We start from the raw sequence: 14,368 nt of genomic DNA, 5'->3' as shown, positions 1-14,368 counted from the left end.
GCTACCACCAGCGCGGCGGCGTGAAGCGACCGGCCGCCTGCTCCACGACTTCGCCAAGCGAGAACAGCGTCTCCTCGTCGAACGGACGGCCGATCAACTGCAGGCCAAGCGGCAGTCCCTGCGCATCCTTGCCGGCCGGCACGGCGATGCCCGGGAGCCCCGCCATGTTCACCGTCACCGTAAAGATGTCGTTGAGATACATTTCGACCGGATCGGCGCCGCCTTTTTCGCCGACGCCGAAGGCGGCCGAGGGCGTCGCCGGCGTCAGGATCGCGCTGATGCCCTTGGCGAAGCAATCTTCAAAATCCTTCTTGATCAGCGTGCGTACTTTTTGCGCGCGCAGATAATAGGCATCGTAATAGCCGGCCGAGAGCACATAAGTTCCGATCATGACGCGGCGGCGCACTTCATCGCCAAACCCTTCCGCGCGCGTGTTCTCGTACAACTCGCCTGTGCTGCGGCCCGGCACACGCAGGCCGTAGCGTACGCCATCGTAGCGCGCGAGGTTGGACGAGGCTTCCGCCGGCGCCACAATGTAATAGGCCGGCAGCGCGTATTTGGTGTGCGGCAGCGACACCTCGACCAGTTCGGCGCCGGCCGCTTTCAGCCATGCCGCGCCTTCGCTCCAGAGCTTTTCGATTTCCGCCGGCATGCCGTCGAGGCGATACTCCTTCGGGATACCGATCTTCATGCCTTTCACGGACTTGCCGACGGCGGCTTCGTAGTCGGGCACGCCGATGTCGACCGAGGTCGTGTCCTTTGGGTCGTGGCCCGCCATCGAGCGCATCAGGATCGCGGAATCGCGCACCGTGCGCGCGATCGGACCGGCCTGGTCGAGCGAGGACGCGAACGCCACGATGCCCCAACGCGAGCAGCGGCCGTAGGTCGGCTTGACGCCAACGGTTGCGGTGAAGGCGGCGGGCTGGCGGATCGAGCCGCCGGTGTCGGTCGCAGTCGCGCCCATGCAGAGTAGCGCTGCCACCGCGGATGCCGATCCGCCGGACGAGCCGCCCGGCACCAGCGTGGTGTTGGAACCCTCGCGCCGCCACGGATTGACCACCGGACCGAAACACGAGGTCTCGTTCGACGAGCCCATCGCGAATTCGTCATTGTTGAGCTTGCCGAGCATCACGGCGCCGTCGCGCCAGAGCTGCGAGGTCACGGTCGATTCATACGGCGGCACGAAGTTGCCGAGGATCTTCGAGCACGCGGTGGTGCGCACATCTTTCGTTGCGAACAGGTCCTTGATGCCGAGCGGAATGCCGGCAAGCGGCCCGCCCTCGCCCTTGGCAATCTTCGCATCGACCGTACGCGCCATGGCACGCGCCTGGTCCGGCGTTTCCAGCACGAAGGCATTGAGCGAACGCGCCGCTTCGATCGCGGCGAGATGCGCGTCCGTCAGTTCAAGCGAGGTGAAAGACTTGCTCGCGAGGCCCTCGCGGGCCTCCGCGATCGTCAGAGATGTCAGGTCGGTCATTTATTGATCGGGCTGCAGAAGAACGGAGAAAGCGTCTTGTCGTTGGCGGGACTATTCGATTCCTGGGCGCGCGCCTTGTCGGCTGCCTCGAGCTGATCGAGCACGGCATCCACCGCCTTGTCGGGATCGGCGGCCTTGCCCTGCCGCTCCATCGCGTCGAGATAGTTCATGTAGGCCTGATAGGCCTTTTCATCGTCGCAGAGCAGACACATCGGACTTCCGATCTCAAAACAGAGTAGATGTTATTCGACCACCTTTGGCACCAGGAAGAAATGGTTTTGCGTCTCCGGCGCATTCCCGACGATGTCGTCGGGAATCTCGCCGTCATTGACCACATCCTGCCGCTTCTTCATTTCCATCGGGGTCACCGAGGTCATTGGTTCGACACCGTCGATGTTCACTTCCGAAAGCTGCTCCACGAAGGCCAGCATGGTGTTCAGCTCGCCCTGCAGGTGGGGAACCTCAGCCTCGGTGACCGCAATCCGCGCCAGATGCGCGATGCGGCGAACGGTGGCGGCATCAACGGACATAAATATAGGCCTCAAATGGGGAATTCGCACCCGCCGTATAGCAGAGGCCCCTTTTGCGCCGCAACCGCGGGAACAGGCGGCCGCAGGCCCTTTCGGTCGCCCTTGCCCTGACTGACAAGATTTCGTGTGCGAAGCGCAGATTTCTTGCGCAAAAGCGCCCGACGCAACCATTTTTATCGATTGACGTAGTCGTCCTGAAACAGTCGGGGGATCAAAGTCGCGGCCGGAACATCGGGAGGCCGTGTGATGTCGACCATCGAAAATGACCGCGCCGGATCGGAAAGCTGGGATCCGGCCCTCTGGTCCATCGGGACCGTTCTCGGCGTCGCGATCGTCTACCTCGCCTGCTTAACCTGACCCAAACGGGAGGAGAGCCATGTCCCAGGCTAAAATCCTGCGGGAAAAGGCGGAAATGTTCGAACGCCGCGCCGAAAATGCGACCGACCCGATCTCCAGGCAGCACTACAAGGAGATGGCCGCGCACTACCGTTCGCTGGCCGCGGAGCATCTGGACGTCAGGCGCGACGAACCGGCGCACTGAGCGGCGAATAGGACTTATCCGCTTAGTGCACCGAACCGCGCCAGCGCAGCACCTGCGAGCGCACGGGTCAATTCCGCCGCCGGCATTTCGCGCCCCATCCGCACCGCCTGCCCGGCCCACAGATTGGTGAAATCGACCTTGCCGAGCTTTTCGGCCGCCGCCCTGAGCGGCCCAAGCGCGGTTGCGGCATGCGGAAACGCCGGCGCATCCGGCGAGATCGGTCCGACCTCGCGCATGACACGGTTGGCTACGCCACGCGCAGGACGGCCGGTCATGACGTTGGTGATGACGGTGGAATCGTCATGCGACTGGGCCAGCGCCGTGCGAGCTGGTCCGATCACCCTGGATTCCGGGCAGCGCAGATAGGCGCTGCCGATCTGCACGCCGGATGCGCCGAGCGCGAACGCCGCCGCAATGCCGCGCCCGTCGGCGATGCCGCCGGCCGCGATAACAGGCACTTTCACTGCGTCGACCACCTGCGGCACCAGCGCAAACGTGCCGGGCTGCTGGGCGATATTGTCGGTCAGGAACATGCCGCGATGGCCGCCGGCTTCCGCGCCTTGCGCGATGATGACGTCGGCGCCGTTCTCCTCCAGCCAGATCGCTTCCTTTACGATGGTTGCCGAGGACATCACGAGGCAACCCGCCGCCTTGACGCGCTTGACCAGCGCCGGATCCGGCAGGCCGAAGTGGAAGCTGACGATTTCCGGCTTCAGTTCTTCCACAACCGCACACATGGCTTCATCGAACGGTGCGCGGTTGGCGGCGTTGACGGGCGTGGCAGGATCGATACCCAGTTCCTTGTAATATGAGCCAAGCCGCGCCTTCCATCCGGCCTCGCGCGCGGGATCGGCATCGACCGGCTTGTGACAGAAGAAGTTCATGTTGACCGGCGCGGTGACGCGCTGGCGGATGATGTTGACCTGCTCACGCGCTTTCTCGGCCGAGATCATCGCGCAGGGCAGCGAGCCGAGCGCCCCGCCCTGCGCCGCCGCGATCACTAGCTCGGCGTCCACGACGCCGGCCATCGGCGCCAGCACGATCGGAAATTCAGTCTTGAAGAGGTCGATGATCCGGCGGTCTGGCCACATGGTTCTGCTCGCTAGTTAGATGCTCGGCTACTGCACCCTCTCCCCTTGTGGGAGAGGGTGGATCGAATGAGCGAAGCTCATTCGAGACGGGTGAGGGGTTTGTATCCGCGGAGACAGACCCCTCATCCGGCGCGGACTGTGTCCGCGCCACCTTCTCCCACAAGGGGGAAGGAAACACCGGCGACGGAATTCCGCCATCCGCCCACTATCTGCTCTGCCTCGGTAACGATCCTGTCGACGATCTCGCCGGCCGGCGGGATATCATGAATCAGCCCGACGGCTTCGCCCGCGATGACGGCAGCGATATCGAAATTGCCCGCCGCTCTCGCTGCCGCATATTCGGCAGCGACCGCTTTGAGGTTCTGCATCAGTTCGACCTCGCGTCCCATCCAGCGCCGCGCATGATCGTTGATCAGGCAGCGGCCGGTAAACGGCGCCGGCCAGACATTGTTGCGCGAGAGATCGAAAATGATGCCGCGGACGCTGTTGCCGCTGGTTGCGGCACAGATGCGCCGCTTGGCTTCGTCCGCTCCGTCGCATTCCTGGCTGGCATAAAAGCGGGTGCCAAGCAGCACGCCGGAAGCGCCCAGCATCATCATCGCCGCAAGCCCGCGGCCGTCGCCTATCCCGCCTGCTGCTGCGACTGGCACCCGGCCGGCCGCCAGATCAACAATCGCCGGCACGATGTCGATCGTGCTGCGCGAGGCGCCGTGGCCGCCGGCTTCCGTTCCCTGCGCGATCAGAATGTCAGCGCCTGCATCCAGCGCCTGTCGCGCCATGTCCTCGTCCTGAACCTGGCAGATCAACAACGCGCCCGATGATTTGACACGCGGTGCGAAAGGTGTGGGATCGCCGAACGAGAGCATGATGGCGCATGGACCGGCTTCAAGCGCGACATCCAGTAGCGCCGGCTGCTTGGCAAGGCTCCAGGTGATGAAGCCGATGCCGAAGGGATCGGATAGATCGGCAAGCTTGGCCGTCTCCTGCTCGAGCCACGCCCGGTCGCCATAGCCGCCGCCGAGGATGCCGAACCCTCCCGCAGCACTGACCGCGGAAGTGAGACGCGCGCCCGCAATCACATCCATCGGCGCCGACAAGATCGGATGCTGGATGCCCAGACGGGCGGTCAACGGCGTGGGGATCGGCATGTCCATTCCCTGCAAACTGGACAGGCAGTCTAGGCCGAACTATCATTCTCTAAAAATGAATAGTATTGAATTCTGCCATCTCTAGAAAGAAACGGAGCTCACCATGGAGCTGAGCGATCTCGTCACCTTCTCGGCCGTTGCCCGGCTCGGCGGCATCACCCGCGCCGCCGACGAACTCAACACTGTGCAGTCCAACGTCACCCAGCGCGTGAAGGCGCTGGAAGCCGAGATCGGCACCGCGTTGTTCGAACGGCACAGCCGCGGAATGACGCTGACCGGCGCCGGCCGCCGCCTGCTTCCCTATGCCGATCGGATGGCGGCGCTGTCGCGCGAGGCGGTGCTGGCCGCGCGCGACGACGGCGAGCCGAAGGGGCCGCTGTCGATTGGCTCGATGGAAACGACCGCCGCAGTACGCCTGCCCTCTTTGCTCGCGGAATTCCATCGCCGCTTCCCTGCTGTTCAATTGAGCCTGCGGACCTCGACAACGGCTGACCTCGTCGCCGGCGTGCTCAACGGCACATTTGACGGCGCATTCGTTGCCGGTCCGATCGAGCATGCCGAACTCGACACGACGCTCGCCTTCCACGAAGAACTGGTGCTGGTCACGGCGCGGCGTTGGCAGAGCCTCAGTGCTTTACGCGCGGGAACGCCCGGCTCGGGTCCGACCGCCCTGGTCTTCCGAACCGGCTGCACCTACCGGCAGCGGCTCGAACAGGTGTTTTCGGAATTCGGCTGGCCGTCGGCCACGCGCTTCGAACTCGGCACGCTCGACGGCATGATCGGTTGCGTCGCCGCCGACATGGGCGTGACGCTGCTGCCGCGCGTCGTGGTCGGGCGGAACGACACTGTCAACGTCCACACGTTGAGCCCGGCGCAGGCACGCGTCGAGACGCTTTTCATCACCCGTCGCACGGCCCATCAATACAGCGCCCTGCAGGGCTTTGCCGCCTGCCTGGAAAATAACGGCGAGGTCATCGCCGCCTGACATTCCAGCGCCGCAGCGCGACGCCGGCCCAGATCGCTTCGACCAGCCCGAACGGCCAGGCGCCCTGCAGAAATCCGTACACTGAGCCGAGCGCGCATGCGCCTGCAAAGGCAAGGATGAACCAGTGGCTGCGGTCCTCCAGCGCGTAGGCCACCAGCATCGCGGTTACCGAGAACAAACCAAACAGGCTAAGCGCATCCACTGAACTGCCCCACGCGTTCCGTTGCGCGAAAATTCCGCTGCCTCAATTCTGCAACAAGTCGAATTGCGGCGCAGCACTCGCGGCTTTCCATCGCAACACACGCATCGGCTCGAAAAATTTCTAGCCGCCGCGCACCGCTACGTTAGTATGAGGCGCTAGTTGCCAAGAACCATAACGTCAACATCTGGGAGGGACTGCGATGCGCAACGCATTCGTGTTGTGCTGTTCTGTCGCCCTGTTGGGTACCGTCGGAACGGCAAGCGCTCAAGACTGGACGAAATCGAAATGGGGACCGAACGACGAGATCGGCGCCGCCAACTACATGACGCCCGAACTCGTCGTGAAGGCAGCGGGTTTGGTCAAGACCGGCAAGACCTACGCACTCGGCATTCCCGTCGATTCCAAGACCCCCGCCTATCCGCCGCGGGCCTTCAAGATCACCGTCGTGCAGCCCGGCCAGGCCGGCATTCCCGGACTTGGTCCCAACAAGACCACCTATAATGACGACATCATCGAAGGCTGGGTCGGCGTCGGCAGCCAGCTCGACGGCCTCGGTCATCTCGGCATCGAGCACGTCTATTACAACGGCAACAAGCTCGCCGACTTCGCCGACCCTACCGGGTTGAAAAAGCTCGGCATCGAGAAAATCCCGCCGATGGTGACGCGCGGCGTGCTGCTCGACATGGCGGCCTATTACAACACCGACATAGTCAAGGAAGGCACCGCCTTCAACGTCAAGGAGATCGAGGAAGTCGCGAAGAAGCAGGGCGTCGAGATCCGCCAGGGCGATGTCGTTATTTTCCATACCGGTTGGCTCAGCCTGATCGGCAAGGACGACAAGCGCTATGGCGCCGGCGAACCCGGTCTCGGCGTCGAAGGCGCCAAGTATCTCACCGGCAAGGGTGTGGTCGCGGTCGGCGCCGATACCTGGGGGCTCGAAGTCCTGCCGTTCGAATCGAAAAACATATTCGAGGTGCACCAGATCCTGCTGGCGATGAACGGCACCTATATTCTGGAGAACATGGACACGGCCGAACTCGCCAAGGACAAAAGGCTATGAGTTCCTGTTCGTGCTCGGCCAGCCGCGCTTCAAGGGCGGCGTGCAGAGCATGATCAACCCGATCGCGATCCGGTAAGACCAAGCGTGGCGTGGCCTTCTCGCATGGATGCCACGCCGCGATGGGCTTTGCGTGCGCGCCGCGACGCGTGTTAAGCGGGGCGATGCCCGCCCCCATCCTCCCCTTGATCGACGCCGTGACGCACTGGCCCGAGCGTGGCGCCCTGATCGGCCTCGATCTTGGCACCAAAACCATCGGCGTCGCCGTGTCCGATCCCGACCGCCGGCTGGCGACCGGTGTCGCGACCATCCAGCGCAAGGCCTTCAAGGCCGATGCGGCGCGGCTGCTCGCGATATCGGGCGAGCGCAACGCGGTCGGCTTCGTGCTTGGGCTGCCCATCAACATGGACGGCAGCGAGGGGCCGCGCGCGCAATCGACCCGCGCCTTTGCCCGCAATTTCTCCAATCTCACCGGGCTTGCCATTGCCTTATGGGACGAGCGGCTTTCGACCGCGGCGGTCGAGCGTGAGCTGATCGGGATGGACGTTTCCCGCGCCCGCCGCGCCGAGGTGATCGACGAGCACGCCGCGATCTTCATCCTGCAGGGCGCGCTGGACCGGCTCGCAAAACTGCGCAGGGATCGCTGAGCATGGCGGTCGTCATCGCGGCGCTGCTGCCGGTGTTTTTGCTGATCGTGCTCGGCTTCATCCTGAAGCGGACCCTGATCCGGCCCGAGACGCAATGGCATGGACTGGAACGGCTGACCTATTACGTGCTGTTTCCGGTCCTGCTGGTGCAGACGCTGGTCAAGGCCGATCTGAGCAAGGTGCCGGTGGCCGGCGTTGGCGGCGCGCTGCTGCTCTCGGTGCTGCTGATGTCGCTGCTCTGCCTGGCGCTACGGCCCTTGCTCGCCCGCCTGTCGGTCGATGGCCCAGCCTTCACCTCGATCTTCCAGGGCGCCACCCGCTGGCAGACCTATGTGGCGCTCGCCGTCTCGGGCAATCTGTTCGGCGACCTCGGGCTGGCGCTGGCTTCCGTCGCGATGGTCGCCATCATTCCGCTGGTCAACGTGTTCAGCGTTTCCGTGCTCGCTCACTACGCTTCGCCGGAAAAGCGCTCGGTTGGCACCATCGTCGCGACCGTGGCACTCAATCCGTTTATCTGGGCCTGCGTCATCGGGTTGACGCTCAACGTCACCCACATCCCGCTTCCCAAACTCTGGCACGAGGTGGCCGATGCGCTCGGACGTTCCTCGCTCGCCATCGGCTTGCTGGTGACCGGCGCCGGCCTGCACCTCGAAGGCATGTTCCGGCCGAGCCTCGCCGCCTCGGTCGCGCTGGTGCTCAAGCTCGTGTTGATGCCCGTCATCGCGGTCACGCTGGCGCTCTGGTTCGGAGTTTCGGGTTCGAACCTTGCCATCGTCACGGCCTGCGCCGCGGTGCCCACCTCTTCCTCGGCCTATGTGCTGGCGCGCCAGATGGGCGGCGACGCACCGCTGCTGGCCCAGATCATCACGCTGCAGACCATATTGGCGGCGATCACGATGCCGATTGCCATCGCGCTGGCGGCTTTGTGCTAGCTAGTGGGAGCCAGCCAGCCAGAAAGTCTGGATGGTCGCCGCCAGATTGTTGATGCCGTGCAGCGCGATGGTCAGCCAGGTCGAATTGGTGCGGTAGCGCAGATAGCCCAGCAACAAGCCGATCGAAAACACCTCGCCGAAAAAGAACCAGTCGTATTGCAGATGCAGCGAAGTCCAGGCCAGCGACGACAGGAAGATGGCCCCGGCGACGCCGAGCCGCGACTCCGACCAGCCGCGATAGAGAAACCCGCGCGCGAAGATCTCCTCCCACATGGGTGCTGCGACGGCAAACGCGATCACCAACAGCCACAGCGCGCCGTCGGCCTGCGCTGTTTTCAGGACCTCGCCCATGAAGCCCGGCGTCACCTCGCGCCCGAGCGCGCGCGACAGCAGGTCCCAGCCGCCGACGAGAATGACTAGCGCGGCGAGGCCGATGAAGAAATCGCGCCATGAGGGCCAGCGCAGCGCCAGATAATCGGCAAAGGGAATGCGCGTCGGACGGATCGCGACCCATGTCGCCAACAGCACGGCGGGCAATCCCAGGATCACCGAGAGCGAGATCGTCAGGCCGCCGCCGATGACACGGATCGCCTCGGTGATGTCGAACGATCCGCCCTGCCGCAGCACAAAATAGATGATGACCGAGAGTTGGCCGAGGAACATCGCGGCAAAGATGAACACGCCCCATAGCGTCGTGCCCCAGAATTTCCAGGCGCGTGGCGGCCGCTGATCGGGGATCGCGGGCGGGACGGCAGTGGGACTTGCGGTGGTGAGGGAATCCATCAATCACTTTCTCGATGTCGTCATGCCGAGCCCGGCCATGACGGTGGGAGACATGTTCACGGCAGCGCGCGCTCCAGAAGGCCGCGGACATAACCACTATCCAGATCGACTGCGCCATACATGCCGGCGTGGTTGCCGGCAAGGCGCGTGCTTGCGAACAACTCGGCATGCCGTGGCGACACGGCATTGAGCGCAGCAGCAGCAGCCAGCAGCGCCAGTTTTTCGACCGCCAGCCGCGCCACACGCTCGCTGTCCGGCCGGTGGAATGCCTTGCCGATGAACGCGGTGGCTTCACCCGCGCCCGGCAATCCGAGCGTCTCTCCGGTCAGTTCATGCACGATGCCGGAGGCTGCTTCGGGCTCGCGCGACAGCGCGCGCAGCACGTCGAGGCACATCACATTGCCGGAGCCTTCCCAGATCGCATTGACCGGCGACTCCCGGTAATGCCGCGCCAGAATGCCCTCCTCCACGTAGCCATTGCCGCCGAGGCACTCCATCGCCTCATAGAGAAAGCCCGGCGCGCTCTTGCAGACCCAGTATTTGATGGCGGGCGTCAGCAGCCGCATATAGGCGGCTTCCTTGGCGTCAAGGGGAGCGCGATCGAACGAACGGCATAGCCGCATCACCAGCGCGACGGTGGCCTCGACATGCAGCGCCATGTCCGACAGCACCGCCTGCATCAATGGCTGGTCGGCGAGATGTTTCTGGAACACGCTGCGGTGCCGTGCATGATGCAGCGCATGCGCCAGGCCCGATCGCATCAGCCCGGCGGAAGCAATCGCGCAATCCTGCCGCGTCAACTGCACCATCTGGATGATGGTTCGGATGCCCTTGCCCTCGGCGCCGACGCGCTCGGCGTAGGCGCTGTGAAACTCAACTTCCGAGGAGGCGTTCGAGCGGTTGCCGAGCTTGTCTTTCAGCCGCTGGAACCGGATCGCGTTGACCGAGCCGTCCGGGGCAAAGCGCGGCATGAAGAAGCAGGTCAATCCCTGATCCGCCTGCGCCAGCACCAGGAAGGCGTCGCACATCGGCGCCGACATGAACCATTTGTGTCCGGTGATGCGGTAGACGTCCCCGTCACGCTCCGCTCGGGTCATATTGGAGCGGACGTCGGTGCCACCCTGCTTCTCGGTCATGCCCATGCCGAGCGTCATGCCGCGTTTTGTCGGCCACGGCGCAAAGCTCGGGTCATAGGAACGCGTCGCGACGACCGGCATCACCTTCGCCAATAGGTCAGGCTGTTCCGCAAGCGCCGCCACCGACGCGCGCGTCATGGTGATCGGGCAGAGATGCCCGGTCTCGACTTGTGCTGCCATGTAGAATTTTGCCGCGCGCACCACTTCGGAGGCACCGCCGGCCGGTTTGCCGTCGGCGGTCCAGGTCGAATTATGCACGCCGGCATGCGCACTATGCGCCATCAGTTCGTGATAGGCAGGGTGAAACTCGACCTCGTCGCGGCGATTGCCGCGTGAATCGAAGGTGCGCAGCTTGGGCGTATTCTCGTTGGCAATGCGGCCGCGCTCCGCCATTGCCGCAGAACCCCAATGCTTGCCGAAGTCAGACAGCTCCCCCTCTGCTGCAGCGCCGCCATTGGCAGCGACTGCATCGAGCAGCGGCCGGTCGGCCACGTATAGATCGACATCCCAAAATGGCGGCGACTGGTTGAAGACCTCGTGGGTCGAAAATGTTGCCTGGCTCATGGCTGATCCTGAAACGGTTAAATCACTTCCGCGGCGTGATCGGGAAATCATAGGCCCGCCCGCCCGCGCCCGGCAGCGAAAAGTGCCACCACTCCTTCGAATAGTTTACAAATCCTCGCCGCGCCATCACCTGAACCAGCTTCTCGCGCCAGCGGCGTTGCGCCGCGGTGATGGATTTCGCCGCCGTGTGCGACCTGGCGTCGGAACAATCGTAGCCGGTGCCCATGTCGACGCTGCCTTCCGGCGCGCGCAGGTTCACGTTGGCGATGCAGTCGGCATAATCCTTGGCGGGATCGAAGGTTGCCGAATTGTCGGCCTTCAGATCAACCAATGTGAGATCGAGCGCAGCTCCGGTCGAATGCCCGGAACGTTCGGCAATATAGCCCAGGCGAAACAGGTCGGCCTTGCTGAACGATGGATTGTAGCGCTTCTGCGCCGGCGTTTCGCGGCCATCGCGCGACCAGGCCACCATGTCGGCCACCGCGCGCGTCGGGCGGTAGCAATCGAACATCTTCAGCGACAGGTTCTGCAGCGCGAGTTCTTCCTGAACGCTCTTCAAGAGCACGCCAACATCGCGCTTCACCACGCATTCGGCAGCCGCATAACCCCGCAGTGGACGGCCGACAAAATTGTTCGAGCCGGCGTAGCGGATATCCTGGATGATGGTCGGATCGATATCGCGCAGATAAACGAAACCGGCGGGCAGTTTTGGCGCCTGCGCGGCGGCGCTGGCGATGCAACCCGCCGCGAACATCGCCGCGAGTGTCATCCGCCTTCCCGCACCCCTGCCGACGATCACGCCAGCGCCCACATGATCCGAATGCATTGAGTGAAATGCCGCACGTTTTCCATGGCCCGATGTACCGTCTGCCGATCCCGGCCATTCTAGTGGAATCCCCGGGGCACGGAACACTGGGAGGCCCGTTTACCTTGCCGCCGAAGCGCTAGTGGATAAGTCGGCACCTCTGATTTGAAGCTTGCCCTGCATGGCATCTCTGCCTATAGCTCTCGCTTTAATGACCCCTGCATCGAAATCGACCTTTGTCCTCGGGCACCGGCACTTGCTGGGAATCGAGGGGCTTTCCGCTGACGATATTACCGGCCTGCTCGACCTTTCCGAGGAATATGTCGAGCTCAACCGCCAGGTGGACAAAAAGCGCACGTCCTTGCGCGGTCGCACCCAGGTGAACCTGTTTTTCGAGGCGTCCACCCGAACCCAATCCTCGTTCGAACTGGCGGGAAAACGGCTTGGCGCCGACGTCATGAACATGTCGGTGTCCTCGTCCTCGATCCGCAAGGGCGAGACGCTGATGGACACCGCGGTGACGCTCAACGCCATGCACCCGGATATCCTGGTGGTGCGGCACCACGCCTCCGGCGCGGTGGAACTGCTGGCGCGCAAGGTTGACGGTTCCGTGATCAATGCCGGCGACGGCGCGCACGAACATCCGACCCAGGCGCTGCTGGACGCGCTGACCATCCGCCGGAATAAAGGCCGGCTGGAAGGTCTCGTGATCGCGATCTGCGGCGACGTCATGCACTCCCGCGTAGCACGATCCAATATCCTCCTGCTCAACACCATGGGCGCGCGTGTCCGCGTCGTCGCGCCCTCCACGCTGCTGCCGCGTGGCATCGAGCGGATGGGCGTCGAGGTCGCGCGCGACATGCGCGAAGGCCTCAACGGCGCCGATATCGTGATGATGCTGCGGCTGCAGCGCGAGCGCATGAACGGCTCCTTCGTGCCGTCATCGGGCGAATACTTCCACTATTTCGGCCTCGACCAGAAGAAGCTCGCTTACGCCAAGCCGGACGCGCTGGTGATGCATCCGGGCCCGATGAATCGCGGCGTCGAGATCGACTCGATCGTGGCCGACGGCGCGCAATCGCTGATCCGTGAACAGGTGGAAATGGGAGTGGCAGTGCGGATGGCGGTGCTTGAAGCGCTCGCCCGCAACCTGCCGAACGCGTAAATCATGCTGACTGACCGCCGCCCGATCCTGCTCGCCAATGCCCGTGTCGTCGATCCCTCCAGGGACCTTGACGGCCCCGGCGACGTCCTGATTGCCGACGGAACGATCCGTGACTCCAGGCGCGGCATCGGCGCCGCCGGCGTGCCTGAAGGTACCGACATCGTCAATTGCGCCGGCAAGATCGTCGCCCCCGGGCTGATCGACATGCGCGCCTTTGTCGGCGAGCCCGGCGCCAGCCATCGCGAAACCTTTGCCTCCGCGAGCCAGGCGGCAGCCGCCGGCGGCATCACCACCATCATCTGCCAGCCGGATACTTCGCCCGTCATCGACAATTCGGCCACCGTCGACTTCGTGCTGCGCCGCGCCCGCGACACCGCGATTGTCAACATCCACCCGATGGCGGCGCTGACCAAGGGGCTAGGCGGCCAGGAAATGACCGAGATCGGCCTCTTGAAGGCCGCCGGCGCGGTCGCCTTTACCGATGGCGACAAGAGCGTCACCAATGCTCAGGTGATGCGCCGGGCGCTGACCTATGCGCGCGATTTCGACGCGCTGATCGTGCACCACACCGAGGACCCTGATCTCGTCGGCGAAGGCGTGATGAACGAGGGCGAGTTCGCCGCCCGCCTTGGGCTCGCGGGCATTCCCAACGCCGCCGAGGCCGTGATGCTGGAGCGCGATATGCGTCTGGTAGCGTTGACCGGCGGGCGCTATCACGCGGCCTCGCTATCGTCGATCGAGTCGCTGGAGATCCTGAAGCGCGCGCGCGACGCCGGCCTCGACGTCAGCGCTTCCGTATCGATCAACCACGTCACCCTGAACGAAAACGACATCGGCCCCTACCGCACCTTCCTGAAGCTTTCGCCGCCGCTGCGCACCGAGGAGGACCGCCTCGCCCTTGTCGCAGCGGTCGCCTCCGGCCTGGTCGATGTCGTGATGTCCGATCATAATCCGCAGGACGTCGAGGTGAAGCGGCTGCCTTTCGCGGAAGCGGCTTCCGGCGCGGTCGGGCTGCAGACCATGCTGCCGGCGGCGCTGCGGTTGATCCACAACGGCGAAATGGATTTCAAGACGCTGATCCGGGCGATGTCGACCCGCCCTGCGGAGCTTCTCGGCCTGCCCGGCGGCACGCTGCGGGCGGGTTCCCCGGCCGACGTGATCGTCATCGACCCCGATACGCCCTGGGTGCTCGATCCTGCCGACCTCAAATCGCAGTGCAAGAACACGCCGTTCGACGAAGCCCGCTTCTCGGGACGCGTCGTGCGTACTATCGTGGGCGGGCGGACAGTCTATGAACACGTCTGA

The 14,368-nt window shown here is 64.1% G+C and carries 15 protein-coding genes and 1 pseudogene; 7 read left to right on the top strand and 9 right to left on the bottom strand.

Annotated elements, in window-relative coordinates; translation table 11 throughout:
• Nucleotide 1: 1 nt before the first annotated feature.
• Genes gatA through gatC form a run of 3 tightly spaced genes read right to left on the bottom strand, consistent with a single transcriptional unit; the run spans nucleotide 2 to nucleotide 2,007 of the window.
• Complete coding sequence (gatA, locus tag V1292_RS22995) at nucleotides 2–1,477, bottom strand: Asp-tRNA(Asn)/Glu-tRNA(Gln) amidotransferase subunit GatA (protein WP_334374931.1); 1,476 nt, start codon at nucleotides 1,475–1,477, stop codon at nucleotides 2–4.
• A complete protein-coding gene (locus tag V1292_RS22990) occupies nucleotides 1,474–1,689 on the bottom strand; it encodes a hypothetical protein (RefSeq protein ID WP_334374930.1) in 216 nt (71 codons plus the stop codon). Before V1292_RS22990 ends, gatA begins: the two co-directional genes overlap by 4 nt.
• 30 nt (nucleotides 1,690–1,719) lie before the next feature.
• Entirely contained in the window at nucleotides 1,720–2,007 is a 288-nt protein-coding gene (gene gatC / locus V1292_RS22985) for an Asp-tRNA(Asn)/Glu-tRNA(Gln) amidotransferase subunit GatC (protein WP_334374929.1), read from the bottom strand.
• 376 nt (nucleotides 2,008–2,383) lie between these two features.
• Here gatC and V1292_RS22980 point away from each other — a divergent pair, with 376 nt between their 5' ends.
• On the top strand, nucleotides 2,384–2,548 hold the full coding sequence (locus tag V1292_RS22980) for a hypothetical protein (RefSeq protein WP_334374928.1): 165 nt from the start codon (nucleotides 2,384–2,386) through the stop codon (nucleotides 2,546–2,548).
• Between the two features lie 14 nt (nucleotides 2,549–2,562).
• Here the strand turns inward: V1292_RS22980 and V1292_RS22975 are convergent, their stop codons facing one another.
• Together V1292_RS22975 and V1292_RS22970 are read right to left on the bottom strand one after the other, a co-directional pair.
• Nucleotides 2,563–3,639, bottom strand: coding sequence for an NAD(P)H-dependent flavin oxidoreductase (locus V1292_RS22975; protein ID WP_334374927.1), 1,077 nt, complete (start codon nucleotides 3,637–3,639; stop codon nucleotides 2,563–2,565).
• Between the two features lie 122 nt (nucleotides 3,640–3,761).
• On the bottom strand, nucleotides 3,762–4,787 hold the full coding sequence (locus V1292_RS22970; RefSeq protein ID WP_334374925.1) for an NAD(P)H-dependent flavin oxidoreductase: 1,026 nt from the start codon (nucleotides 4,785–4,787) through the stop codon (nucleotides 3,762–3,764).
• A gap of 103 nt (nucleotides 4,788–4,890) precedes the next feature.
• On the opposite strand from V1292_RS22970, the gene V1292_RS22965 reads away from it, so the two are divergent.
• Complete coding sequence (locus tag V1292_RS22965; RefSeq protein WP_334374924.1) at nucleotides 4,891–5,772, top strand: LysR family transcriptional regulator; 882 nt, start codon at nucleotides 4,891–4,893, stop codon at nucleotides 5,770–5,772.
• On the opposite strand, the gene V1292_RS22960 is transcribed toward V1292_RS22965, so the two are convergent.
• A complete protein-coding gene (locus V1292_RS22960) occupies nucleotides 5,759–5,974 on the bottom strand; it encodes a hypothetical protein (RefSeq protein ID WP_334374923.1) in 216 nt (71 codons plus the stop codon). The two genes, V1292_RS22965 and V1292_RS22960, sit on opposite strands and share 14 nt — an antisense overlap.
• Nucleotides 5,975–6,173: 199 nt before the next feature.
• Here V1292_RS22960 and V1292_RS22955 point away from each other — a divergent pair.
• The 3 genes and pseudogenes from V1292_RS22955 to V1292_RS22945 all read left to right on the top strand — a co-directional run bounded on the left by V1292_RS22955 (nucleotide 6,174) and on the right by V1292_RS22945 (nucleotide 8,610).
• Nucleotides 6,174–7,110, top strand: a pseudogene (locus V1292_RS22955) (cyclase family protein).
• A gap of 85 nt (nucleotides 7,111–7,195) precedes the next feature.
• The gene (gene ruvX, locus V1292_RS22950; RefSeq protein WP_334374922.1) at nucleotides 7,196–7,678 is read left to right on the top strand and encodes a Holliday junction resolvase RuvX; all 483 of its coding nucleotides are present in this window, start codon (nucleotides 7,196–7,198) and stop codon (nucleotides 7,676–7,678) included.
• A 2-nt stretch (nucleotides 7,679–7,680) separates the two neighbouring features.
• A complete protein-coding gene (locus V1292_RS22945) occupies nucleotides 7,681–8,610 on the top strand; it encodes an AEC family transporter (protein ID WP_334374921.1) in 930 nt (309 codons plus the stop codon).
• Here the strand turns inward: V1292_RS22945 and V1292_RS22940 are convergent, their stop codons facing one another.
• From V1292_RS22940 to V1292_RS22930, 3 genes are read right to left on the bottom strand one after another with little or no spacing between them, the layout of a single operon-like run.
• Entirely contained in the window at nucleotides 8,611–9,393 is a 783-nt protein-coding gene (locus tag V1292_RS22940) for a CPBP family intramembrane glutamic endopeptidase (RefSeq protein WP_334374920.1), read from the bottom strand.
• A gap of 56 nt (nucleotides 9,394–9,449) precedes the next feature.
• Complete coding sequence (locus V1292_RS22935) at nucleotides 9,450–11,093, bottom strand: acyl-CoA dehydrogenase family protein (protein ID WP_334374919.1); 1,644 nt, start codon at nucleotides 11,091–11,093, stop codon at nucleotides 9,450–9,452.
• A 22-nt stretch (nucleotides 11,094–11,115) separates the two neighbouring features.
• Nucleotides 11,116–11,862 (bottom strand): M15 family metallopeptidase, encoded by a 747-nt coding sequence (locus V1292_RS22930; protein WP_442895556.1) that lies wholly within the window; start codon nucleotides 11,860–11,862, stop codon nucleotides 11,116–11,118.
• 247 nt (nucleotides 11,863–12,109) lie between these two features.
• Here V1292_RS22930 and V1292_RS22925 point away from each other — a divergent pair, with 247 nt between their 5' ends.
• Together V1292_RS22925 and V1292_RS22920 are read left to right on the top strand one after the other, a co-directional pair.
• Nucleotides 12,110–13,063: an aspartate carbamoyltransferase catalytic subunit gene (locus V1292_RS22925; RefSeq protein WP_334374918.1), complete on the top strand. Its 954-nt coding sequence runs from the start codon at nucleotides 12,110–12,112 to the stop codon at nucleotides 13,061–13,063.
• Between the two features lie 3 nt (nucleotides 13,064–13,066).
• The gene (locus tag V1292_RS22920) at nucleotides 13,067–14,368 is read left to right on the top strand and encodes a dihydroorotase (RefSeq protein WP_334374917.1); all 1,302 of its coding nucleotides are present in this window, start codon (nucleotides 13,067–13,069) and stop codon (nucleotides 14,366–14,368) included.

Source organism: Bradyrhizobium sp. AZCC 1719, from assembly GCF_036924525.1.
GTDB lineage: Bacteria > Pseudomonadota > Alphaproteobacteria > Rhizobiales > Xanthobacteraceae > Bradyrhizobium.
Note: the sequence above shows the minus strand (reverse complement) of the source record. Positions and strands in the feature narration are given on the sequence as shown.